This is a genomic window from Acidimicrobiales bacterium (genome assembly GCA_022452145.1).
GTDB lineage: Bacteria > Actinomycetota > Acidimicrobiia > Acidimicrobiales > MedAcidi-G1 > UBA9410.
Map to the genome: position 1 here is coordinate 133,613 of JAKURY010000002.1, position 23,074 is coordinate 156,686.

The 23,074-nt window shown below is 70.4% G+C and carries 25 protein-coding genes and 1 tRNA gene; 22 read left to right on the forward strand and 4 right to left on the reverse strand.

The window, feature by feature from the left end:
• Positions 1-66 precede the first annotated feature (66 nt).
• The 6 genes from MK177_00915 to lysS all read left to right on the forward strand — a co-directional run bounded on the left by MK177_00915 (position 67) and on the right by lysS (position 4,711).
• A complete protein-coding gene (locus MK177_00915) occupies positions 67-579 on the forward strand; it encodes a hypothetical protein (GenBank protein MCH2425874.1) in 513 nt (170 codons plus the stop codon).
• The gene (gene folB / locus MK177_00920) at positions 576-935 is read left to right on the forward strand and encodes a dihydroneopterin aldolase (GenBank protein ID MCH2425875.1); all 360 of its coding nucleotides are present in this window, start codon (positions 576-578) and stop codon (positions 933-935) included. The genes MK177_00915 and folB overlap by 4 nt, the downstream gene beginning before the upstream one ends.
• Complete coding sequence (gene folK / locus MK177_00925) at positions 932-1,405, forward strand: 2-amino-4-hydroxy-6-hydroxymethyldihydropteridine diphosphokinase (protein ID MCH2425876.1); 474 nt, start codon at positions 932-934, stop codon at positions 1,403-1,405. Before folB ends, folK begins: the two co-directional genes overlap by 4 nt.
• 143 nt (positions 1,406-1,548) lie before the next feature.
• A complete protein-coding gene (gene nadC / locus MK177_00930; protein ID MCH2425877.1) occupies positions 1,549-2,487 on the forward strand; it encodes a carboxylating nicotinate-nucleotide diphosphorylase in 939 nt (312 codons plus the stop codon).
• Entirely contained in the window at positions 2,478-3,266 is a 789-nt protein-coding gene (locus MK177_00935) for a type III pantothenate kinase (GenBank protein ID MCH2425878.1), read from the forward strand. Before nadC ends, MK177_00935 begins: the two co-directional genes overlap by 10 nt.
• The gene (gene lysS / locus MK177_00940) at positions 3,263-4,711 is read left to right on the forward strand and encodes a lysine--tRNA ligase (GenBank protein ID MCH2425879.1); all 1,449 of its coding nucleotides are present in this window, start codon (positions 3,263-3,265) and stop codon (positions 4,709-4,711) included. Before MK177_00935 ends, lysS begins: the two co-directional genes overlap by 4 nt.
• Before the next feature lie 26 nt (positions 4,712-4,737).
• On the opposite strand, the gene MK177_00945 is transcribed toward lysS, so the two are convergent.
• A complete protein-coding gene (locus tag MK177_00945; protein MCH2425880.1) occupies positions 4,738-5,727 on the reverse strand; it encodes a polyprenyl synthetase family protein in 990 nt (329 codons plus the stop codon).
• A gap of 145 nt (positions 5,728-5,872) precedes the next feature.
• On the opposite strand from MK177_00945, the gene MK177_00950 reads away from it, so the two are divergent.
• The 4 genes from MK177_00950 to MK177_00965 all read left to right on the forward strand — a co-directional run bounded on the left by MK177_00950 (position 5,873) and on the right by MK177_00965 (position 12,103).
• On the forward strand, positions 5,873-8,410 hold the full coding sequence (locus tag MK177_00950) for an ATP-dependent Clp protease ATP-binding subunit (protein MCH2425881.1): 2,538 nt from the start codon (positions 5,873-5,875) through the stop codon (positions 8,408-8,410).
• 68 nt (positions 8,411-8,478) lie between these two features.
• A complete protein-coding gene (locus MK177_00955; protein MCH2425882.1) occupies positions 8,479-9,957 on the forward strand; it encodes a hypothetical protein in 1,479 nt (492 codons plus the stop codon).
• 61 nt (positions 9,958-10,018) lie between these two features.
• On the forward strand, positions 10,019-11,380 hold the full coding sequence (gene radA / locus MK177_00960; protein ID MCH2425883.1) for a DNA repair protein RadA: 1,362 nt from the start codon (positions 10,019-10,021) through the stop codon (positions 11,378-11,380).
• Between the two features lie 66 nt (positions 11,381-11,446).
• A complete protein-coding gene (locus MK177_00965; GenBank protein MCH2425884.1) occupies positions 11,447-12,103 on the forward strand; it encodes a dienelactone hydrolase family protein in 657 nt (218 codons plus the stop codon).
• Positions 12,104-12,189: 86 nt separating this feature from the next.
• On the opposite strand, the gene MK177_00970 is transcribed toward MK177_00965, so the two are convergent.
• Entirely contained in the window at positions 12,190-12,849 is a 660-nt protein-coding gene (locus tag MK177_00970) for a Crp/Fnr family transcriptional regulator (protein ID MCH2425885.1), read from the reverse strand.
• A gap of 99 nt (positions 12,850-12,948) precedes the next feature.
• On the opposite strand from MK177_00970, the gene MK177_00975 reads away from it, so the two are divergent.
• The 3 genes from MK177_00975 to rlmB all read left to right on the forward strand — a co-directional run bounded on the left by MK177_00975 (position 12,949) and on the right by rlmB (position 15,105).
• A complete protein-coding gene (locus tag MK177_00975) occupies positions 12,949-13,611 on the forward strand; it encodes a 2-C-methyl-D-erythritol 4-phosphate cytidylyltransferase (GenBank protein MCH2425886.1) in 663 nt (220 codons plus the stop codon).
• Positions 13,604-14,092: a 2-C-methyl-D-erythritol 2,4-cyclodiphosphate synthase gene (ispF, locus tag MK177_00980; protein ID MCH2425887.1), complete on the forward strand. Its 489-nt coding sequence runs from the start codon at positions 13,604-13,606 to the stop codon at positions 14,090-14,092. The genes MK177_00975 and ispF overlap by 8 nt, the downstream gene beginning before the upstream one ends.
• Positions 14,093-14,331: 239 nt before the next feature.
• Positions 14,332-15,105, forward strand: a complete 774-nt coding sequence (rlmB, locus tag MK177_00985) for a 23S rRNA (guanosine(2251)-2'-O)-methyltransferase RlmB (GenBank protein MCH2425888.1) — start codon at positions 14,332-14,334, stop codon at positions 15,103-15,105.
• On the opposite strand, the gene MK177_00990 is transcribed toward rlmB, so the two are convergent.
• Together MK177_00990 and MK177_00995 are read right to left on the reverse strand one after the other, a co-directional pair.
• Positions 15,105-15,178: transfer RNA gene (locus MK177_00990), tRNA-Thr, on the reverse strand. The genes rlmB and MK177_00990 overlap by 1 nt on opposite strands.
• Before the next feature lie 80 nt (positions 15,179-15,258).
• On the reverse strand, positions 15,259-15,888 hold the full coding sequence (locus MK177_00995; protein ID MCH2425889.1) for a hypothetical protein: 630 nt from the start codon (positions 15,886-15,888) through the stop codon (positions 15,259-15,261).
• A gap of 145 nt (positions 15,889-16,033) precedes the next feature.
• On the opposite strand from MK177_00995, the gene MK177_01000 reads away from it, so the two are divergent.
• The 9 genes from MK177_01000 to MK177_01040 all read left to right on the forward strand — a co-directional run bounded on the left by MK177_01000 (position 16,034) and on the right by MK177_01040 (position 23,062).
• Positions 16,034-16,294 carry a DUF3263 domain-containing protein gene (locus MK177_01000; protein ID MCH2425890.1) on the forward strand — a complete coding sequence of 87 codons (261 nt, stop codon included), beginning with the start codon at positions 16,034-16,036 and terminating at the stop codon, positions 16,292-16,294.
• A complete protein-coding gene (locus tag MK177_01005) occupies positions 16,291-16,923 on the forward strand; it encodes a LytR C-terminal domain-containing protein (protein ID MCH2425891.1) in 633 nt (210 codons plus the stop codon). Before MK177_01000 ends, MK177_01005 begins: the two co-directional genes overlap by 4 nt.
• Positions 16,924-16,932: 9 nt before the next feature.
• The gene (locus tag MK177_01010; GenBank protein MCH2425892.1) at positions 16,933-17,919 is read left to right on the forward strand and encodes a glycerate kinase; all 987 of its coding nucleotides are present in this window, start codon (positions 16,933-16,935) and stop codon (positions 17,917-17,919) included.
• Between the two features lie 55 nt (positions 17,920-17,974).
• On the forward strand, positions 17,975-18,250 hold the full coding sequence (locus tag MK177_01015) for a MoaD/ThiS family protein (protein MCH2425893.1): 276 nt from the start codon (positions 17,975-17,977) through the stop codon (positions 18,248-18,250).
• Between the two features lie 143 nt (positions 18,251-18,393).
• Complete coding sequence (groL, locus tag MK177_01020; protein ID MCH2425894.1) at positions 18,394-20,010, forward strand: chaperonin GroEL; 1,617 nt, start codon at positions 18,394-18,396, stop codon at positions 20,008-20,010.
• A gap of 177 nt (positions 20,011-20,187) precedes the next feature.
• On the forward strand, positions 20,188-20,949 hold the full coding sequence (locus MK177_01025) for a formate dehydrogenase accessory sulfurtransferase FdhD (GenBank protein MCH2425895.1): 762 nt from the start codon (positions 20,188-20,190) through the stop codon (positions 20,947-20,949).
• Between the two features lie 82 nt (positions 20,950-21,031).
• Positions 21,032-21,736, forward strand: coding sequence for a chlorite dismutase family protein (locus MK177_01030; protein ID MCH2425896.1), 705 nt, complete (start codon positions 21,032-21,034; stop codon positions 21,734-21,736).
• A gap of 2 nt (positions 21,737-21,738) precedes the next feature.
• The gene (gene larE / locus MK177_01035) at positions 21,739-22,575 is read left to right on the forward strand and encodes an ATP-dependent sacrificial sulfur transferase LarE (protein MCH2425897.1); all 837 of its coding nucleotides are present in this window, start codon (positions 21,739-21,741) and stop codon (positions 22,573-22,575) included.
• Positions 22,568-23,062 (forward strand): hypothetical protein, encoded by a 495-nt coding sequence (locus MK177_01040; GenBank protein MCH2425898.1) that lies wholly within the window; start codon positions 22,568-22,570, stop codon positions 23,060-23,062. The genes larE and MK177_01040 overlap by 8 nt, the downstream gene beginning before the upstream one ends.
• The last annotated feature ends 12 nt before the right edge of the window (positions 23,063-23,074 follow it).

Consider the following 23,074-nt stretch of genomic DNA (forward strand, 5'->3'; position numbering starts at 1 on the left):
CCGGATCTCGGGCACGATGCCCGCCATGGATGGTCCAGCTCACTGCGGGAACCTGGCGGTGGCCCGGTGAGGGGCAAGTGGGCCCGGGGGATCGTGCCCCGGTCGTTCATCTGGATCATCAAGGACCGCATCGCGGTAAGCGAGCGCCCCGGTGGCTGTGGGGACGGCCATCGACGGGTCCGGCGCCAGGAGGAGATCATCTGGATCCGGGAGAACGGCTTCGACTCCGTGCTCTCGCTGCTGGCCAGCGACCACAACCTGCACAACTACGACGAGCTCGGGATGGCTTGGTCGCACCTCCCCTTCGGCGGTGCCACCGACGGCGTGCGGCGCCTCGAGGAGGTGTTCCGCCGGCTCGACGAGCTGACGGCGGACGGGCGTCGTGTGCTGGTGCACCGCGAGGAACTCAACGACGTGGTCTGCGGGCTCATGGGGGCATACCTGTTGAGGTCCGGGCTGGCGCCTACGGGCCCCCGGGCCATGTCGATCGCCGAGCAGCTGACCGGTCGACCTCTGGGGTCCCCCGGTAGGGAGATCGTGGGGCTGGTGGCCCCACCGGACGGCGAGGGTCCCGAGTGAGCGACCGGATCGAGTTGCGGGGACTGCGGGTCACGGCGACCTGCGGGGTACTGCCCGAGGAGAAGGCACGTCGGCAGCCGTTCGAGGTGGACCTCGACGTGCACGTGGACCTGGGAGCGCCATCGCTCAGCGACGACCTGGCCGACACGGTTGACTACGGCGCCCTATGCGCCCTTGTCGCCGGAATCGCCGAGGGCGAGGCCTTCAACCTGTTGGAGCGGTTCGCCGGCCGGGTGGCCGAAGCCGTGCTGGCCGTCCCCGGCGTCGACGCGGTGACGGTGGCGGTGCGCAAGCTGCGTCCCCCGGTGCCCGAGGACCTCGCCACCAGCGGGGTGCGGATCCACCGCACGACATGAGCCACCGGGCCCTCCTGGCGCTGGGCTCGAACCTTGGCGACCGGTGGGCGAACCTGTGCGATGCCGTTGCCGGCCTCCCCGACGTGGTGGCGGTATCGGAGGTGTACGAGACGGCGCCGGTCGGGGGACCGGACCAGGGGCCGTACCTGAACTGCGTGGTCCGCTTGGAGACCGAGCTGGATGCGAGGGCCCTCCTGGAGGCCGCTCGGGAACGCGAACAGGCAGCGGCACGCCACCGAGCCGTCCGCTGGGGTCCGCGCACGCTGGACGTGGACGTGCTCTGGGTCGACGGGCAGACGGTCCACGAACCGGACCTGGAGGTGCCACACCCCCGGATGTTCGAACGCGCCTTCGTGCTGGTTCCGCTGCGCGACGTGGCCCCGGACCTGGTGGGTGAGGTCCCCGACGGCCAGGGTGCGATCCTCGCCGTCGGTTCGCTGGATCCGGCGACCGGGAGCCGGGGGAGCTGAGGGGTGCCGTCCTTCAGGGTCGTGGGGCCGGGCCAGGCCGGCGGGTCGCTGGTCGTCGCCCTGACCGCGGCGGCAGCCGGCGTAGACCTCGACGACAGGCGCTGCCGACGGATCCTCACCCGGCCGGGGCAGGCTTCCGGCTCGTGAACCTTCCCATTCCCACCGACATGGTCCCTGTGATGGCCGCCTACTTGGCGAGCCAGGTCGGGGTGGCCACCCCGCCGGCAACGGCGGTGGTCGAGGCCGTGCGCCGGGCCCTCCACGAGGACCTCGACTCGGACGGCGACCTCAGCGCGGCCCTGGTGCCCGACGGGGCGATGGCCGTGGGCGCCATCGTTGCCCGGTCCGGGGGCGTCCTGGCCGGTTCGGCGTGCGCTACGGAGGCCTTCCGGCAGGTGGATCCGTCCATCGAGGTCTCGTGGCGGCGATCCGACGGTGGACGGCTGGTAGCCGGAGAGGTGCTGGCCGACCTCATCGGACCCCTGGCACCGGTCCTCACGGCCGAACGCACCGCCCTCAACTTCCTCGGCCGCCTGTCGGGAATAGCCACCGAGACGGCCCGCTGGGTGGAGGCGGCCGACGGTGGTGCACGTATCTGGGACACCCGCAAGACCACGCCGGGCCTCCGGGTCCTGGAGAAGGCCGCGGTGCGCGCCGGTGGCGGAGCCAACCACCGGCTGAACCTCAGCCACTGGGTGATGCTGAAGGACAACCACCTCACGGGCACCGACATCGCCGGAGCGGTGGCGGCTTCCCGAAGACGCTGGGCGGGGCGTACCGTGCACGTCGAGTGCGAGACTCTCTACCAGGTCCGTGAATCGCTGGAGGCGGGCGCCGATGCGCTACTGCTCGACAACATGACCCCTGCCCAGGTCACCGCGTGCATCGTCGAGGTCCGGGACCACGCGTCCCGACACGGTGTCAGGCCGCTGGTCGAGGCCTCTGGTGGCATCACGCTGGCCGTGGTGGCCGACTACGCGGCGACCGGCGTCGACTGCATCTCGAGCAGTGCCCTCACGGGCTCGGCCCCGGCCCTCGACGTGGGCCTCGACCTCGGGGAGCTGGATTCACCATGCTGCTGACCATCGACGTGGGCAACACCCAGACCGTCCTGGGCCTCTACGAGTCCGGCGCGACCATGTCCTCGGCCGATGCCGGGCTTGTCGACAACTGGAGGATCCGCACCGACCACGAGCGCACGTCGGACGAGCACGCGGTCCTGATCCGCAACCTGTTGCGCCAGTCCGGCTACGACCTGGAGGGCACGGTCACCGGGGTGGCCATCTGCGCCGGCGTGCCCCGGGTCCTGGCCAGCCTCCGCCAGATGATCGGTCGCTACGCCGACTTCGACGCGGTGGTGATCGAGCCCGGGGTGAAGACCGGCATGCCGATCCTCTACGACAACCCCCGGGAGGTGGGCGCCGACCGCATAGCCAACGCCGTCGGGGCCTATGACCTCTACGGCGGCCCCACGGTCGTCGTGGACTTCGGTACCGGCAACAACTTCGACGTCATCTCCGAGAACGGCGAGTTCCTGGGCGGTGCCATCGCCCCCGGCATTGAGATAAGCCTCGATGCACTGTTCGGCCGGGCGGCCGCGCTGCGGGCCGTGGAGTTGGTCGAGCCGCGCTGCGTCATTGGCAAGAGCACGGTGGAGTCGCTGCAGTCAGGTGCCGTCTACGGCTTCGCCGCCCAGATCGACGGGATGGTTGAGCGCTTCCGGACCGAGTTGGGGGGGTGCACGGTGGTGGCCACCGGCGGCCTGGTCGACGTGATCGCCCCGGTGACGTCCACCATCGAGCACGTCGAGCCCTTCCTGACCCTCCACGGGCTACGGCTCGTACACGATCGAAACCGGTGAGCGACGTGACCGAGCCGGCGGCGGCCGAGCCTGACGGCGGGCGATCCGGCGTGCCGTACCGCTTCGATCCGACGACCACCGCGGCGGCCATCACCGCGGGGTATTCGGACCTGGCCGACGGTGGGGAGACCGGGGTGGTTGTCACCGTGGCCGGTCGCCTGATGTTGCGTCGGGACCAGGGCAGGCTGGCATTCGGCGACCTGCAGGACTCCACCGGGCGGATCCAGTTGTTCGCGACGCAGAAGTCGACGACCGACTTCGAGGGGTTCACAGGGCTGCACCTGGGTGACTGGATCGGCGTGACCGGCGAGGTGATCCGGACCCGTCGGGGGGAGTTGAGCGTGCGTGTCGACTCCTGGGTGCGCCTCGCCGAGGCCCGACGGTCGTTCCCCGACAAGTGGCACGGCATCACCGACGTGGACATCCGGTTCCGACAGCGCTACGTCGACCTGTGGGTCTCCGACGGGGCCAGGGAGGCGTTCGTGGCCCGCAGTCGGATCTTCTCGGCGACCCGTCGCTGGCTGGAGGACCGCGGCTTTCTCGAGGTCGAGACGCCGGTGTTCCACCCCATTCCTGGTGGTGCCCTGGCCCGGCCGTTCACCACCCACCACAATGCCCTGGACCTGGACCTCTACCTCAGGATCGCTCCCGAGCTTTACCTCAAGCGCCTGACCGTGGGCGGTTTCGAGCGGGTGTTCGAGATCGCACGGGTGTTCCGCAACGAGGGCCTGTCGACCCGCCACAATCCCGAGTTCACGATGCTCGAGCTGTACCAGGCCTACGCCGACTACACCGACATCATGGTCCTCGTGGAGGAGCTGGTGGCCCACCTGGCCATGGACCTCCACGGCACCACGACCCTGGCCTACGACGGGCGGGAGCTGGACCTGGCGGTGCCCTGGCGACGGGCCACCATGCTGGAACTGCTCGAGGAGCACGGCGGCATCGTCGTCGACCTTGACACCGACCTGGACGAGCTGGTCGGACTGTGCGCGGAGCGGGACATTCCCGTGGAGGACCACTACGGCCCGGGAAAGCTCATCCTTGAGTTGTACGAGAAGGTGGCGGAGTCGGAGCTCTGGGGGCCGGTGTTCGTGACCGACTACCCGAAGGAGGTCTCGCCACTGTCCCGGGACCACCGGGACCAGCCGGGCTGGGTGGAGCGCTTCGAGGGCATCGTGGCAGGCCGCGAGATATGCAACGCCTTCACGGAACTGGTCGACCCCGACGAGCAGCGGGCCCGGTTCGAGGCCCAGGAGGCGGCGACGGCGGCCGGCGACGCCGAGGCCATGGCCGTCGACGAGGACTACCTGCGTGCCCTCGACTACGGCCTACCGCCGACCGGTGGTCTGGGGATAGGAATGGACCGACTGGTGATGCTGCTGACCGGCACCACGACCATCAGGGACGTGATCCTCTTCCCGACGCTCCGCCCCGAGCAGTAGGCCTGTCCGGGGCTGCGACTGGCCGGTCAGCCGACCGGGTCCAGGCGCCCCAGCAGCAGGCCGCAGGTCGCCAGCATTGCCTCCACCGCCGGGTTGGTCGGAAGCCCGTCCACCGCCGAACGGGCGGCTGACAGGTACCCGATGGCAGTCTCCCGGGTCGCGGCGATGGCCTCGTCGGACCGGACCAGGACCCGCGCCCGATCCCTGGTGGCGGCGTCGATCGGGCCGCCGAGCAGGTCGCGCAGTTCGGCACCCGCCGGGCCGCAGAGGGCCCGGATGACCGGCAGGGTGTAGGTACCCTCCACGAGGTCGTTGCCAGCCGGCTTTCCCAGCTGCTCGTCGGTGGCCGTCACGTCCAGGAGGTCGTCGACCACCTGGAAGGCCATGCCGTACCGGTGGCCGAAGTCGGTGACGGCCTCGACGATGTCGCGGGGGTGGTCGGCGACGATGGCGCCGATTCGGGCCGCGGTGGCCAGCAGCGAGGCCGTCTTGCCGGCGATCGAGGCCAGGTAGGCGTCCTCGGAGCGGTCCACGTCGAAGGCGTGGCGCAGCTCGCGGATCTGGCCCTCGCAGAGGGCCGCGATGGTTGACGCCAGCAGCCCGGCCACCTCGGTGCCGAGGTCGGCGGCGATCTCCGAGGCCCGGGCCAGCAGGTAGTCGCCGGCCAGGATGGCCTCGAGGTTGCCCCAGCGGGCGTTCACGCTCTGGACCTTCCGGCGGGTCTCGGCACCGTCCATGACGTCGTCGTGGTAGAGCGAGCCCTGGTGGACCAGCTCCACGGCCACCCCACCCCGGATCACGTCGGTGGTGGCCACCCCGGCGGTCCGGTCCACGACCAGAGAGGCGGTTATGGCCAGCGCCGGTCGGACCCGCTTGCCACCCGCGTCGATGAGGTGCCTCGCGACCTGGGTCAGGAAGGGATCGTCGGATTCGACGACCCTGCGGAGCTCGGCCTCTGTCCGGCCGAGGCCGTCGGCCATGCCGGGAAGGTCGAGGTGGAGGGTGGGGTTCGCCACCCGCCGAGGATACGACCAGGAACCGGGTGGTCGAAACAGCCACCCGGTGGCACCTCGGGCCGGCCGGTCGACACCGATGGCCCGTCACGGGCCACGGGTACACTCGATGGTGACGGGGGACATCGATGACGCAGGAGGCAACCCGTTGTTCGAGCGGTTTACCGACAGGGCCCGAAGGGTCGTGGTACTCGCCCAGGAAGAGGCGCGGCTGCTCAACCACAATTACATCGGTACCGAGCACATCCTGCTCGGGCTGATACACGAGGGTGAGGGTGTAGCCGCCAAGGGCCTGGAATCCCTCGGCATCTCGCTGGAGGCCGTGCGCAGCCAGGTCGAGGAGCTCATCGGCCATGGCGCCAGCTCGCCCAGCGGCCACATTCCGTTCACGCCGCGGGCCAAGAAGGTCCTCGAGCTCTCGCTCCGGGAGGCCCTGCAGTTGGGCCACAACTACATCGGGACCGAGCACATCCTCCTGGGGCTCATCCGGGAGGGCGAGGGCGTGGCCGCCCAGGTGCTGGTGAAGTTGGGCGCCGACCTGTCCAGGGTCCGCCAGCAGGTCATCCAGCTGCTCTCCGGGTACTCTGGGCCCGGACAGGGTTCGTCGGGATCCCAGGAGAAGGCCGGTGCCACCAGCGGAGGCAGCGGCGGCGATTCCGCCTCGGGCTCGCTGGTCCTGGACCAGTTCGGTCGCAACCTCACCCAGGACGCCCGCGACAAGAAGCTGGATCCGGTCATCGGCCGGCACCGGGAGACCGAGCGGGTCATGCAGGTCCTGTCCCGGCGCACCAAGAACAACCCGGTGCTCATCGGCGAGCCGGGTGTCGGCAAGACGGCCATCGTCGAGGGCCTGGCCCAGATGATCGCCAACGACGACGTTCCGGAGACCATCAAGGACAGGCAGCTCTACACGCTGGACCTGGGTGCCCTGGTCGCCGGTAGCCGCTACCGGGGCGACTTCGAGGAGCGCCTCAAGAAGGTCCTCAAGGAGATCAAGACCCGCGGCGACATCATCCTGTTCATCGACGAGATCCACACCCTGGTGGGTGCGGGCGCCGCCGAGGGTGCCATTGACGCCGCTTCGATCCTCAAGCCGATGCTGGCCCGGGGCGAGCTGCAGACCATCGGGGCGACCACGCTGGACGAGTACCGGAAGCACTTCGAGAAGGACGCGGCCCTCGAACGGCGCTTCCAGCCGATCAAGGTCGACGAGCCCACGGTGCCCCACACCATCGAGATCCTGAAGGGGCTGCGCGAGCGCTACGAGACCCATCACCGGGTGACCATCACCGACCAGGCTCTGGTCGCCGCCGCCAACCTGGCCGACCGCTACATCTCCGACCGCCACCTGCCGGACAAGGCGATCGACCTCATCGACGAGGCCGGCTCACGCCTGCGCATCAAGCGGATGCACACGCCGGAGGACCTGCGGGAGATCGAGACCGACCTGTCCGAGGTCGTGCTGCGCAAGAAGGCCGCCGTCGAGGCCCAGGACTTCGAGGCGGCCGGCCGCCTGCGCGACTCCGAGAAGGAGCTCCTGGCGCGCAAGGAGTCCAAGGAGTCCGAGATCCGCTCGGCTGGCGTGGACCTGTTCGACGAGGTCGACGAGGAGGCCATCGCCGAGGTGCTCTCGGTCTGGACGGGCATCCCGGTCTACAAGCTGACCGAGGAGGAGACCCAGAAGCTCCTCAAGATGGAGGAGGAGCTCCACAGGCGGGTCATCGGCCAGGAGGACGCCATCAAGGCCGTCAGCCAGGCAATCCGTCGCACCAGGGCCGGCCTGAAGGACCCTAAGCGCCCGTCCGGGTCGTTCGTCTTCCTGGGTCCGTCGGGCGTGGGCAAGACCGAGTTGGCCAAGACGCTGGCCGAGTTCCTTTTCGGCGACGAGAAGGCCCTCATCGCTCTGGACATGTCCGAGTACATGGAGAAGCACACGGTCAGCCGCCTGGTCGGCTCGCCTCCGGGCTACGTGGGCTACGAGGAGGGTGGCCAGCTCACCGAGGCCGTCCGCCGTCGGCCGTTCTCCGTGGTGCTCTTCGACGAGGTCGAGAAGGCCCATCCGGACGTCTTCAACACGCTGCTCCAGATCCTGGAGGAGGGTCGCCTGACCGATTCACAGGGTCGCACCGTGGACTTCCGCAACACCGTCCTGATCATGACGTCCAACCTCGGTACGGCCGACCTGCGCAAGGCCAACCTCGGCTTCACGAAGGCCGACGAGGCCGTCAGCTACGAGCGCATGAAGGCCAAGGTCCAGGATGCCCTCAAGGCCCACTTCAGGCCCGAGTTCCTGAACCGCATCGATGACACCATCGTCTTCCACGAGCTCTCGATGCCCGAGGTGACCCGGATCGTCGACCTGATGACCGCCAGGCTGGCCGGTCAGTTGGCCGGTCAGGGCATGGGCCTCGAGATCACGGACGCCGCCAAGGTCCATCTGGCCGGTCAGGGCTACGACCCGACGATGGGCGCACGTCCGTTGCGCCGGTCCATCCAGCGCCTCGTCGAGGACCCGCTCTCGGAGCGCCTGCTCCACAAGGAGTTCACGGCCGGCGAGATCGTGGTCGTCGACGTCGAGGAGACCCCTGACGACCCGGACGCTCCTGACGGCAGGTCCATCGTCTTCCGGGCCATCGCCGGCTTCGAGCCGCCGACCGTCGAGTTGGCGGTCGAGGGCGCCGAGTAGCCCGACCGCCCTGCTCCGGGTTCCCCAAGGCCGTCCTGGAGTCCCGCGTGCAACCGATTGTCCGTCGTGTGGTCGGACGACTGCTCCTGCTGGCCGCCCTGGTGGGCATGCCGGCTGCCTGCCGAGTGGATGCCACGGTCACCCTGGAGGTGGCCGGGGACGGTACGGGAACCGTGGCCGTGGCCCTGGAGCTGGATGCTGCGGCCGTCGACGCTCTGGGTGGCCTGGACGATCGGGTACGCGTCGACGACCTCCTGTCCGCCGGCTGGGAGGTCTCCGGACCGACCACCGACGGCGCCGGTGTGGGTCGGATCTCGGCGGTCAAGCCGTTCGGCTCGCCCGAGCGCCTGGCCGGGGTCCTCGCCGAGGTGGCCGGACCCACGGCGTTCCGTGACGTCTCGCTGGTGCGTGAGCGTTCGTTCGCCCGGACCACCTGGCGCCTGACCGGCATCGTCGACCTCTCCGAGGGCCTGGACCTGCTGGCCGACCCGGATCTGGCCGAGGTCCTGGACGGGCTGCCGTTCGCCCGGACGGAAGGCGAGCTGGCCCTTCTGGCCAGGTGCGTGGAGGCGTCCTGCACCGCGGCCGACTCCTTCAACCTGGTGCTGGTGGCGGCCATGCCGACTACGGAGGCCGACGGCGGGTCCGATGCCCCCGGGGTGGTCGACAACTGGACCGTGGCTCTGGGCGACCGGACGCCGACCCTGTTCCACGCCACCGGGGTCCTCGAGGACCGGGCACCGAGGACGTGGCTGGCCATCTCGATGATCGCCGCTGGCCTCCTCCTGCTGGTGGTGGTCTTCCAGGCGCTGCGCCTGCTCAGGGCCCGACGACGTGCACGGACCGGCGTCGACCGCCGGCCGGCGCTGGCCCGGCCGCCGGCCGAGATCCTCGAGGAACCGTCGGATCTCACCAGGGCGGCCCGGCGGGAGCTGCGGCTGGTGGTCCTCGGCGGGATCGGGGTGGTCTGGGATGCCGGTGGCGATCCGGAGGGGCTCCTGGTGCCGTTCGTGAGGGAGCAGGGCGGCGTCGTGGATCCCCGCGAGGTGGCCGACCGCTACCGGGCGGTCAGCCTGGGCCAGATGTCCAGCGAGGACTTCTGGGCATCGGTCGGAGTGTCCGGTTCCGTGGAGGCCCTCGATGCCGGGTACCTCTCCAGGGTCCGGATGCGGGCCGACGTGCTGCCGTTCCTGGATCGGATGGAACAGCGGTCGATGCCCGTGGCGTGCCTGACCAACGCGGTGCTGGCCTGGTCGGAGCAGCTGCGACGGCGATTCGGCCTGGAGGGGAGGATCGAGCCGTGGGTCGCATCCGGCGGGGTCGGGGCCCGCAAGCCCAGCCAGGCCATGTTCGAGGCGTTGCGCCGCATGTCCGGGGTGGCGTTCGGCGACATGCTGCTGATCGACTCCGACCCCGCGACGCTGGAGGCGGCCCGGGGCCTCGGGATGTCGACGGTGCTGCTGCGTGGCGCCGCCCTGGTGCCGGCCGACTTCGGTCACCCGGTGATCGACGGGTTCGCCGACCTGTTCCGCACCCGGGAGGCCTGAGCGTCCGTCGACCGGCGGGGACCATCGGCTCCTGTCACACCCGGTCCGTAGCGTCCGACCCATGCCGACGCCGACTTCTGCTCGCTCCCACCCGTTCACCTGCGGTTCGTGTGCCGTGCCCCACTCGAAGTGGGTGGGGCGCTGTACCTCCTGTTCGGCATGGAACTCGCTGGTCGAGGCCCGTGCGCATGGTGCCCGTGTAACACCGCCGGGCGAGGCGCAGCCCATGTCGGCCCTGGTCTCCGATTCGGAGGCCATCGTGCCGACCGGCATGGCAGAGGCCGACCGCTGCCTGGGCGGTGGCCTGGTACCGGGCTCTGTGACGCTCCTGGGCGGTGAGCCCGGGGTGGGCAAGTCCACGCTCACGATGCTGCTGGCTGCCGCCCGGGTCCGTGCCGGCGGGCGGGTACTGCTGGTCAGTGCCGAGGAGTCGTCCTCCCAGGTCCGGCTCCGGGCGGAGCGCCTGGGTGCCGTCCTGGACGAGCTCTGGCTGGCCGGCGACGCGTCGGTGGAGGCGATCGTGGCCCACGTCGATCGCCTACAGCCTGACCTCCTCATCGTGGACTCCGTCCAGACGGTGCACCTGACGAGCGACGGGGGAGCTCCGGGGTCGGTGGGCCAGGTCCGGGGATGCGCCCAGCGCCTGGTGACCGAGGCCAAGGCGCGCGGCCTGGCCACGCTCCTGGTCGGCCACGTCACCAAGGATGGTTCCCTCGCGGGGCCGAAGCTCCTGGAGCACGTGGTGGACACGGTGGTCGAGCTGACCGGCGACCGGCACCATGCGCTGCGCATGCTGCGGGTGGTCAAGCACCGGTTCGGTCCCAGCGACGAGACCGGCCTGTTCGAGATGCGTTGCGATGGGTTGTGGTCGGTCGAGGACCCCAGCCGGTTGTTCCTTGCCGACAGGGCCACCGGCGTGGCCGGCTCGGTCGTGCTGCCGACCATGGAGGGCCACCGCCCCCTGCTGGTCGAGATCCAGGCGCTGGTTGTACGGGCCGCCACGCAGCATCCCCGCCGATCACCCCAGGGACTGGACGCCCGGCGCCTGGCCCTCCTGCTGGCAGTTCTGGAGCGTCGGGCCGACGTGGACCTGAGCGCTATCGACGTCTACGCCACGGTGGTCGGGGGTGTGCAGGTGACCGAACCTGCCGCCGACCTTCCGCTGGCCCTCGCCGTGGTATCGGCCACCACCGGCCGGCGCCTGGGGGACGACACCGTCGTCGTCGGTGAGGTGGGCCTGGGTGGGGAGGTCCGCCAGGTCGCCGGCATGGAGCGACGCCTCCAGGAGTCCCACCGCCTGGGGTTCCGGAGGGCCGTCGTCCCGGCCTCGGCCCCCGATCCGCCTCCCGGTCTAGAGGTCGTCCGCGTGGGCACGGTCGTCGAGGCGGCGGTCTCCGCCGGCCTGTTGTCTGCGGCTGCCTGACAGGGCACGCGGGGCTCCGGCTGGAGCGTCTGAGCGCGCGTGCGATCCGTGCGCTAGGCAGGGAGCATGCGAACCGAGCTTCCCTCCGGGACCGCCGCCGAGCTGGTCCATCCGCCGACCGGCCCGTCGTCCATGGGGCTGGTCGTCATTCCCGACGTCATGGGAATGCGCCCGCTGTTCGACGACCTGGTGGCCCGCCTGGCCACCGGGCAGAACTGGTCCGTGGCCGCCTTCGAGCTCTACCCCGGCCGGGAGGGCCTCGATGTTGCCGAGCGCCTCGCCGCCGCCTCCTCTCTGCAGGACGACCGCGTGCTGGGTGACGCTGTGGCTGCCGCGGACCTGACCGGCGGGGACACGGTCGGGGTCCTGGGCTTCTGCATGGGTGGCATGTACGTCCTGAAGGCCGTCGCAACCGGCCGGTTCGATTCCCACTGCCCCTTCTACGGGATGATCCGGGTACCCGAGCAGTGGCGGGGCGCTGGCCAGGGCGAGCCCCTGGATGCCATGGCCGCCGGTGACGCGGCTTCGGTGCTGGCCGTCATCGGAACGGATGACGCCTGGACTCCGCCCAAGCATGTGGAGGAGCTGGAGGCTACCGGCGCCACGGTGCTGCGGTATGTGGGCGCCGACCACGGCTTCGTCCACGATGCGAGCCGACCGGCCCACCGGGCCGATGACGCGGCCGATGCCTGGCGTCGGGTGGTCGACTGGCTGGGGGCCTGAGCCGGAGCGCCGACTCCGGTCGCCTCAGCGTGCCCGGATGGTCAGCTGTTCGCGGTTTGTGATGCGGAGCGCCGACTCCGGTCGGCTCAGCGTGCCCGGATGGTCAGCTGTTCGCGGTTTGTGATGCGGTAGGTCCGGTCGATCTGTTCGATCCAGCCCAGGCGGATGAACGAGGCGATCGCCTTGTTGACCCGCTCCCGTGAGGCGCCGACCATGCCCGCCAACTCCTCCTGGGTGATGGGCAGCGAGAACTCCTCCTCCTCGCCGGCCAGGTCCAGGAGCCGCTTGGCCGTCCGGCCGGTCACGTCCAGGAACACCGAGTCGGCCAGGGCCGCGTCCATGGTGCGGAGGCGACCGGTCAGCATGGCCACCACACGCCAGAGCAGGGTGGGGTCGTCCTGGTACAGGCTGCGTACCGGGCCGTAGGGCACCGCTGTGACGACCGACGACTCGAGTGCCCTGGCCTCGGCCGATCGGCCCCGGCCGTCGAACAGGCCCATCTCCCCGAACAGGTCGCCCTCCTCCATGAGGGCCACCATCGACTCCCGGCCGTCTATCGACTTGTTGGCGATGGCGATGCGGCCCGACACGACCACGAACAGCTCGTCGGGATCCTCGCCCTCCCTGAATAGCACGTCGCCACGGCGCAATTCGAGGTCCTGCCCGGCTTCGACGACCTTGGCCAGGGCGTCGTCACCCAGCCCGGCGAACAGGATGGTCTCGCTCAAGAGTGTGGTGTCCGGCATGTCGAATGGCCATGCTAGTGAGATGTGGTACCCCGCAGGGTTATCGACACCACCGCGCTCCGGCGCAGGTTGCGGTCACCGCCGACCCGGGAGCGGCCGGTGAGCATCTGGACTGTGGTGGTCGCCGCCGGGGCAGGAGAGCGCTTCGGTGGCGACAAGCAGGCCGCCGACCTGGCCGGTCGGGCGGTGGTGGCCCGTTCGGTCGCCGCCGCTTCGTCGGTCTCCGATGGGGTTGTCGTCGTGGTGTCGGCCGAGCGTCGGGAGGCGGTCGCCGACCTGGTGTCCGGGGTCGATGGCGTGGAGGCGATCGTCGACGGTGGGGCCACCCGATCGGCATCCGTGCGGTGCGGCCTGGCCGTCGTACCCGCCGCTGCCAAGGTGGTGCTGGTCCACGACGGGGCACGTCCCCTGGCCACACCCGAGCTGTTCCGCCGGGTCGTGGAAGCGGTGCTGGCTGGTGCCGATGCCGTGGTCCCGGGGGTGCCGGTGGCCGATTCGCTGCGGACGACCGACGGCCGCGTCATGGGACGCGATGGCGTCATCGCCGTCCAGACCCCCCAGGGCTTCAGTGCCGAATGCCTCCGGGCGGCCCATGCCGGTGGCGACGAGGCCTCCGACGACGCCACCCTGGTCGAGGCATCGGGTGGCACAGTGGTGGTCGTGGAGGGCGATCCGGCGAACCTGAAGATCACACGCCCGATCGACCTTGAGCTGGCCGTGCTGGAGTTGGACCGGGCAACGGGGGGCTCGTCGCATGCCTGAGATCCGGGTCGGCCAGGGGTTCGACATCCATCCGTTCAGCGATGACCCGCACCGCCGCCTGGTGCTGGGAGGGGTCGCGTTCGATGGCCCGGGCCTCGTCGGGCACAGCGATGCAGACGCGGTGGCCCACGCCGTCATCGACGCCCTGCTGGGTGCGTCAGGCCTCGGCGACATCGGGCAGCGCTATCCGGACACCGATCCGATGCATGCCGGTGCCGACAGCATGGCCATGCTGGCCGACACGGTTGCCGCCGTCCTGGCCGAGGGTTGGGAGGTGGCCAACGTGGACTGCACGGTGGTGCTCGAGGCGCCGCGCCTGGCGCCGCGTCGCGACGAGATGCAGGACGCCCTCACCGCGGTGGTCGGGGCGCAGGTGTCGGTGAAGGGACGGCGGGCCGAGGGCCTGGGTGCCCTCGGCCGTCGGGAGGGCGTGGCCTGCTTCGCCGTGGCCCTCCTGCAGCGGGATGGTCGGCAGGCATGAGTGGACCGAACGCAGGTGGGCGCGGCGGGTCGGGTGGCTCGGGTGGACCGAAGCGCGGCGGCCCGAAGGGTCCGAAGCGCAGTGGGTCGGCAGGCCCGAAGGGCGGCGGACGCTCCGGTCGGGGTTCGGATGGTGGACGGTCCGGTCCACGACGGCGTGGCAGCACTGCAGGCCGGCCCGGTGGTCCACGCGGAGGTCGTCCAGGGGCCAGGGGCCCCGGGCAGCGGGGGAGCACTCCTATGGGCAACCGGTCCGACGGCTCGCCGAAGGGCCTGGGTGGCGATCAGGTGGAGGGCCGCCAGGCCGTGCGGGAACTGCTGCTGGCAGGGACCCGGCGGACCCGGGAGGTTCTGCTGGCCGGCGACCTGGATCCGGCTCCGATCCTGGACGACATCATCGACCTCGCCGACGAGGCCAGGGTCACGATCCGCGAGGTCTCCCGATCCAAGTTCGAGTCGGTGGCACGTACCGAAGCTCCACAGGGCGTGCTGGCCATGGCCCAGCCTCTGCACGAACACGACCTGGAGGACCTCATCGGTCCCGACGCCCGGGGAAGGGATCCGTTCCTGCTCCTCCTGGACGGCGTGACCGACCCGGGAAACCTGGGGGCGATCCTGCGGTCGGCCGAGTGCGCCGGGGTGACCGGCGTGGTGCTGCCCCGCCACCGTGCCGCCGGGGTGACGGCCGCCGTGACCAAGTCGGCGGCGGGGGCCATAGAGCACCTCCGCATGACCCGGGTGGCCGGCCTGCCCAAGGCCATGGGCCGGATGGCGGATGCGGGGGTGTGGTCGGTCGGCCTGGATGCGGGCGGCGAGACGGCTATCCACGAACTGAAGGTCGCCGACCAGCCGGTGGCGCTCGTGATGGGAGCCGAGGGTTCGGGCCTCTCGCGCCTCGTGCGGGAGCGTTGCGACACCATCGCCCACATTCCCCTCGGTGGGGTGCTCGGATCGCTCAACGTGTCGGCCGCCGCCGCCATCGCCCTGTTCGAGGTGGCCCGGCACCGCCGGTGAGCCCGAGGTCGGATTCGAACCGACGACCTGACGCTTACAAGGCGCCTGCTCTGACCAACTGAGCTACTCGGGCGGGATGGCGCTGGTGGCGCCGCAGTACCCGCCTGAGGCTACTGAGACGGGCCGGGCACGTCGCCCGGCCCGCCTATGCCGTCATGCCTGGGCGGCTTCCGAGCCGGCGCCCCGGAAAAGCACGATGCTGGTGACCAGCAGCCAGAGCATGGAGAGCATGACCCCGATGAGGGCGACCTCGTGCGGGATCAGCGCCACGACGGCCAGCACGTAGCCGGCCACGGCCAGCCACGACGGGATGAGGCCGGTCTGCTTGGCGCTGGCTCCCAGGCTGATCATGAGCAGTACCAGGCCAGCGACGTAGGGAATGAACAGATATTCGGTGATGGCGCTGATGGCGACCACCGATTCGGCGGGGAGGCTGGCCGCCGCGTCCCCGAGGGTGAGAGTGATGGAGCCGTCGATCGAGCTCCCGATCGCGATGAAGAAGGCGCCGATTTCGGCCGTCGTGGCCAGGACGGTGGCCCCCCGGTCGCGCATCGCCGAACCTAGCCATGCCCCGAACAGGGCCATGAGGATGACGCCCAGCAGCACCAGCCAGCCGGCCCAGCGCCCCGTGTCACCGAGGTCGGTCCAGAAGTCCACCACCTCGGCGGTCGACGACGTCGCGACCTCAGGCGGCATACCGGCAACCGCCATCCAGCCGACGAACCCGAGGATCATGGACGCGGCACCGGACAACGGTCCGAAGCGATTGAGGAAACGGTTCACAGGGGGACTTCCTTCTCGCCGGTGGCGAAATCCCACACCCCGCCGCGCTCGCGCGCGCTCCCCGCAGCGACAAGGTGTTCCCGGATCGGGCGCTCCGGCGCCGGGGGTACTTGAACGGCCCCCCGCGGTGGAGGATCATCACCATGTGGCATTAACCCGGCGAGACCGCGACATCCTGGACTTCGAGCGTTCCTGGTGGACGGCTACCTCGCCGAAGGACGTCCAGATCCGTGAACGGTTCGAGCTCTCGGCCACCCGCTACTACCAGTTGTTGGGTGAGTTGCTGGAGGACGGCGAGGCCATGGCCTACGACCCGCTGGTCGTGAGGCGCCTCCGGCGTCAGCGTGATCGTCGCCGCAGGGCACGCCTCGAACCTCGGGTGGTCGAAGACGACGGCGGCCGATGAACGTCGGCCGCCGCAGCGGGGGGCTCGGACCGAGCAACGCCGCCGCTACGCCTCGTGCCCTCCTGATCGTCGGCGTGGCCGTGGCGATCGGCCTGCTCATGCTCTGGAAGGGACTGGACAGCTCGCCGGTGGCGGCCGACAGGCAGACTCCCGCCCTCACCGATGACGTTCCGGTTGCCGATCCGGTGCCGGGAGCGACGGGCTCTGCCATCACGACCGAACCGCCGACCGAGCTGCCTGACGCCGTGGTGCCGACCTCGACGGTCCCGACGACCACCGAGGCCCTGTTCCCGACCCCGACGCACGCTCCCAACGAGGTGAAGGTCCTGGTGGCCAACGGTTCCGGGGTCTCGGGCGCTGCCGGCAAGGTCACCGACATGCTCAGCCCGTTGGGTTGGGCGATGGAGTCGCCGTCGAACGCCGACAAGACCGGCACCACGCGGGTCTACTACCGCACCGCCTACCTCGCCGATGCCAGGAAGATCGTGGACCACTTCGGCGAGATCCCCTCCCTGCTAGAGAAGATGCCGACGGGTGGGCCGGCGGTTCCGGCCAAGGCCGAGGACCGTGTGGCGAACGCCGACATCGTGGTGGTCCTGGGCTCGGACCAGCGCATCCAGTCCAACTGAGGTCGACCGGTGCGGGTGGTCGCCGCGCCGGACAAGTTCCGGGGCACCGTATCGGCGACCGAGGCCGCATCTGCGATAGCCCGGGCCGTGGCCTCGGCGGGGGGGACCACCCTCGAGGTGCCGATGGCCGACGGTGGGGAGGGCCTGCTCGAGGTCCTGGGTGGTCCGGACCGAACCACCCAGGTGACCGGCCCCCTGGGTTCTCCCATCAAGGCGGGCTGGCGGCTCTCGGGCGGTACGGCGGTGGTCGAGATGGCCCGGGCCTCGGGCCTGGCCCTGGCCGGCGGCGCCGAAGGGAACCGACCGCTTGATGCCACCACGACAGGGGTGGGGGAGTTGCTCCGCCATGCCGTCGAGCTGGGGGCGCGGCGGATCATCGTCGGGATGGGGGGTTCGGCGACCACCGATGGTGGGTTGGGGGCGCTCGACGCCATGGGCTCGCCGTCCCGCTATCGGGGGGTCGAGCTGCTGGTGGCCTGTGACGTGCGGACACGATTCACCGAGGCGGCCGAGGTGTTCGGGCCCCAGAAGGGCGCTACCGACGCCCAGGTGCGGCTGTTGACCGGTCGCCTCGAGCGCCTGGTCCAGGTGTACGGGGAGCGCTTTGGTTCGGATGTCTCGGAACTCGACCGGGCCGGGGCGGCCGGCGGCCTGGCGGGCGGCCTGGCGGCGATGGGTGCCGAGCTGGTCGACGGGGTCGATCTGGTGGCCGAGGAACTCCGCCTGGACGAGCTCGTGGCCGGGGTCGACCTGGTGGTGACCGGTGAGGGATGGCTGGATGCCACCTCGTTCCAGGGCAAGGTCGTCGGCGGGGTGGCGGCCTATGCCGCGGCTGCCGGCGTGCCGCTCCTCGTGGTGGTCGGAGGCGCCGAGCACGAGGCCGCGACTCGGGCCGATGTCATCTCGCTGGTCGACCGGTTCGGCGCGGACCGGGCCCTCGCCGACACGGCGGCGTGCATCACCGAGGCCCTAGCCGAGCGCCTCGCCCTGCTCTGAACCAGCCCGGCCGAGGGGTGTGTGATTCCCGACCGCGTGGCTAGGGTTTCCGCCCATGGCCGTCATCATCCGCATCCCCACCACGCTCCGTCCGCTGACCGCCGGTCAGGCCGAGGTCGAGGTCGAGGCCGGTACGGTCGGCGAGGCGCTCAACGCGCTGGACACCGCACATCCCGGCTTCACCGACCGGCTCCTCGACGAGGCGGGCGCGTTGCGCCGCTTCGTGAACGTGTTCGTGAGCGACGACGACGTGCGCTTCCTGGACGGCATGGACACCGCCGTTCCCGAGGGTGCCACTGTCGCCATCGTGCCGGCCGTCGCCGGGGGCTGAACGCCCGTCACCGATCCACCCATGGAGCCTCGGGACGTTGGAAAACCGCCGATCCGCTGATTGGATTGGCACTCGCTTGAAGAGAGTGCCAGCGGCCGCGTACCCGCTCCGCTGGTTTACCGATCACTGAGAGGTTGCCGCCGATGGCGAAGATCATCACGTTCGACGAGACGGCCCGCCGGTCGCTCGAGAGGGGCATGAACCAGCTGGCAGACGCCGTGCGGGTCACGCTCGGACCGAAGGGCAGGAACGTCGTCCTGGAGAAGAAGTGGGGTGCCCCCACCATCACCAACGACGGCGTGTCCATCGCCAAGGAGATCGACCTTGAGGACCCCTACGAGCGCATCGGCGCCGAGCTGGTCAAGGAGGTCGCCAAGAAGACCGACGACGTCGCCGGTGACGGCACCACCACGGCAACCGTTCTGGCCTGGGCGATGGTCCGCGAGGGCCTGCGCAACGTGGCCGCAGGGGCCAACCCGATGTCACTCAAGAAGGGCATCGAGGCCGCAGTGGCCGCCGCCGTCGATTCGATCCGGGATTCGGCCCAGGACGTGTCCAGCGACAAGACCCAGATCGCCAATGTGGCCGCCATCTCGGCCGGCGACGCCGAGATCGGCGAGGTGATCTCCGAGGCCATCGACAAGGTGGGCAAGGACGGTGTCATCACCGTCGAGGAGGGTCAGACCTTCGGCATGGAGATGGACCTCGTCGAGGGCATGCGCTTCGACAAGGGCTACATCTCCCCATACTTCGTGACCGACCCCGACCGAATGGAGGCCGTCCTGGAGGACCCGTACGTCCTGTTCGTCGGCTCCAAGGTCACCGCGGTGCGCGACCTGGTGCCGGCCCTGGAGAAGGTCATGCAGACCAGCCGCCCTCTGGTCATCATCTCTGAGGACGTCGAGGGCGAGGCCCTGGCCACCCTCGTGGTCAACAAGATCCGTGGCACGTTCACCTCGGTGGCCATCAAGGCCCCCGGCTTCGGTGATCGCCGCAAGGCGATGCTTCAGGACATGGCCATCCTCACCGGTGGTCAGGTCATCTCCGAGGAGGTCGGCCTCAAGGTCGACGCCGTCACGCTGGACATGCTGGGCCAGGCTCGCAAGATCGTGGTCAGCAAGGACGAGACCACCATCGTCGAGGGGGCGGGCGACGAAGCCGACATCGCAGGCCGCATCTCCCAGATCAAGGGCGAGATCGAGAACACCGATTCGGACTACGACCGGGAGAAGCTCCAGGAGCGCCTGGCCAAGCTGTCCGGCGGCGTCGCCGTCCTGAAGGTCGGAGCAGCCACCGAGGTGGAGTTGAAGGAGAAGAAGCACCGCATCGAGGACGCTGTAAGCACCACCAAGGCGGCCATCGAGGAGGGTGTCGTCGCCGGCGGCGGCGTGACCCTGCTGCGTGCCCAGGAGGCGGCCGGAGCGGCGGGTGACGACCTCACGCCCGACGAGGCCACCGGTGCACGCATCGTGGCCAAGGCCCTGGAGGCCCCACTCCACCAGATCGCGGTCAACGCCGGCCTCGAGGGTGGCGTCATCGTCGATAAGGTACGCAACCTGGACGGCCCGAACGGCCTGAACGCCGAAACCGAGGAATACGAGGACCTGATCGCCGCTGGCATCATCGATGCCGCCAAGGTCACCAGGTCGGCCCTGCAGAACGCCGGATCGATCGCCGCCCTGTTCCTCACCACCGAGGTCGTCATCGCCGACGCCCCGGCCGAGGGTGCCGACGGCGGTATGCCGGGCATGGACTTCTAGGAGCCGCGAGAGCTGACCGATCCACGGATCTGAGCTGACCCTGACGGTCCGGGCGCCCTTCGGGGCGCCCGTTTCGCGTCCGGCGTCCGGTCCGGCCGCGTACGGGTGTTCACTGGTGTCCGTGGACGTACGAACGAATGGGGAGACGGACCTGTGAGCCGGGGTCGGACGGCGAGGGTGTTCACCCGACGCGTCGACGCCGACGGCATCCGACGGGTGCCCGACGAGCTGATCGTCGAGGAGCCGATGTCGATACGCCTGGACGGCGAGCTGGTCGCCACGACCATGCGGACCCCGGGGGACGACTTCGAGTTGGCCGTCGGCTTCTGCGTCACCGAGGGCGTGTTGCACGACGCACCGGTACGGACCGTTCGCTACTGCGGGCAGGGTTCCGCCGCGGAGTCCGAGTACAACGACGTCACGGTCGACACCGGCGGGCTGGCCCCGGCGCCCACCCCGAGGCTGGGTCCGGCCTCTTCGTCATGTGGCGTGTGCGGCACGGTGGCGATCAGCGAGCTGCTGGATCGGCTCCGGCCGCTGGACGTGGCCCCGTTCGACGTCGCGGTACTGGCCGGCATGGCCGACCGGATCGACGGCCAGGCCCTCTTTACGACCACCGGAGCGGTGCACGCAGCGGTGGCCTTTGACCGGACCGGCCAGCCCCTCCTGATACGCGAGGACATTGGCCGGCACAATGCCGTGGACAAGGTGGTGGGTCGCCTGCAGATGGACGGTCGCCTGCCGGCCGGCGACCTCGGCCTCTGGGTGAGCGGTCGGGCGTCCTTCGAGATGGCACAGAAGGCCTGGGCCGCCGGCTTCGCCTGCCTGGTGGCTGTCAGCGGCCCGTCGGCCCTTGCCGTGGAGACGGCCCGGGTGGCCAACCTGCAGCTGGCCGGGTTCGCCCGTGGCGATCGCCTCAACCTCTATACCGGCGACTGAGCGTCCGTGATTCCCCGGCGGTTCGCGGTGGGTGCGGGCGCCGCTGGGTGCCCTGTGCCGGCGGTTCCGTAGAATCCGTCCGATGAGCGAACCGGTCACCCCCGCCGAGGGCCTCGGCGTCCTCCACCTCTTCTGCAAGCTCCGCCGGAAGATCCCGGCCTTCGGCCGGCCGGTCGACCGCCGGGCGGTCCGGGCCGCCGTCACGGCCGCGACCGATGCCGGTGACCAGGTGATCACGGTTGCCATCCTGGGCCACAAGGCCGACCTGGCCTTCATGGTCCTGAGCGAGGACCTCTGGCGCCTCCGGGACGTCCAGACCAGCCTGGTGGCCGCGGGCCTCGACGTGGTCGACAGCTATGTCTCGATGACCGAGTTGTCCGAGTACTCCCAGGGCCTGCCCGATGAGATGCGACGGGCCCGGCTCCATCCGGTGCTTCCTCCCGAGGACAAGCCGGCCTGGTGCTTCTACCCGATGTCCAAGCGTCGCAACGTGGACGCCAACTGGTTCACCCTGCCCTACGACGACCGGCACGAGCTGATGATGGAGCACGGCACCTCGGGCCGGAAGTTCGCCGGCCGGATCCTCCAGGTGGTCACCGGCTCCACTGGAGTAGACGACTTCGAGTGGGGGGTCACCCTGTTCGGCCAGCGTCCTGACGACCTCAAGGACGTCGTCTACAACATGCGGTACGACAGGGCCTCGGCCGTATACGGCGAGTTCGGCGAGTTCTATTTCGGCATGGTCGACGACCTGGACACCGTCCTGGCCCGGGTGGGCCTGCGCTGACCGTGGCAGCCACCACCGAGGTGACCGGGCCGGGCCTCGACGCCCTTCGCCGGGCGTTGCAGGACCTGGGGAGGGTGGTGGTGGCGTTCTCCGGGGGTGCCGACTCGGCCTTCCTGGCCCGTGTCGCCCACGACACCCTCGGTGTCGACCGGGTCCACGTCGTGACCGCCGTCTCGCCCTCGCTGGCAGGCGACGAGCGGGCTGACGCCGCTGCCCTCGCCGACGAGTGGGGGCTCCGGTGGTCGGCGGTCGAGACCCACGAGATGGCCGACGCCGCCTACCGGGTCAACGACGGCGACCGCTGTGGCCGCTGCAAGGTGGCCCTCATGGACGTGCTGGACCCGATCGCCGCCGATGAGTTGGCCACCGTGGTCCTCGGTGTCAACATCGACGACCTCGCCGACCACAGGCCCGGCCAGACCGTGGCTGCCGACCGGGGTGCCCGCTTCCCGCTGGTGGAGGCCGGCCTGACCAAGGCCGACGTTCGCCACCATTCCCGGGCCATGGGGCTCCGAACCGCCGACAAACCCGCCGCAGCCTGTCTGGCATCGAGGGTTCCCTACGGGACCGAGGTGACCGTTGCGGTCCTCTCGGCCGTGGAGCGGGCGGAGGGCGCCCTGCGACGCCTGGGCTTCGACGACCTCCGGGTCCGCCACCTGGACGACACCGCCCGGATCGAGGTTCCGACCGATCGGTTGGCCGAGGTCGTGGAGCGGCGTGCAGAGGTGGTGGCCGCCGTGGCCGCTGCCGGCTACGCCTACGTCACGCTCGACCTGGAGGGTCTGAGGTCGGGCAACCTGAACCGGACCCTGGAGGGTGGGAAACGGGTCGGTGGATGAGTCGACCCCTACGCGGACCGACGACGAGGCCCGCCTGGCCGAGCTGGCAGAGGGGCTGGCGGATGGGATCGTCGCAGCCCTGCCGGGCTGGGTCGCCCGATGCATCGCGGCCAGGTCGGTCGGGGTGACGGTCGACGATGCGGTGGTGGCCGCTGCCGGTCGACGTGCCGCCGCCGACGTGGGCCCTCGGGTCCGGCGCCTGCTGGCGGCCGACATCGACGAGCAACGCACCGGTCCGCTGGCGCTGGTACGCCACGCGGTCGCCTACCCCGCCTCGGTGCTGTCCGCTGCCGGGGTCGCGCCGGTTGAGCGGGATGCCGACGCGGTTCGCCTGTTTCCGGACGACGCCTACGACCTCTCGCCGGCGTCGTTCGCGGAGCTGCACCCCGACCTGCGCGGTCCGGGCCTGGAGTGGGGGGCGGCCAAGGCACACGTCCACCGCCGCAGGCACGGTGCCCACCCGGGGTTCCCGGATTCCGGGGGCTGAGGCGTCCCCGCT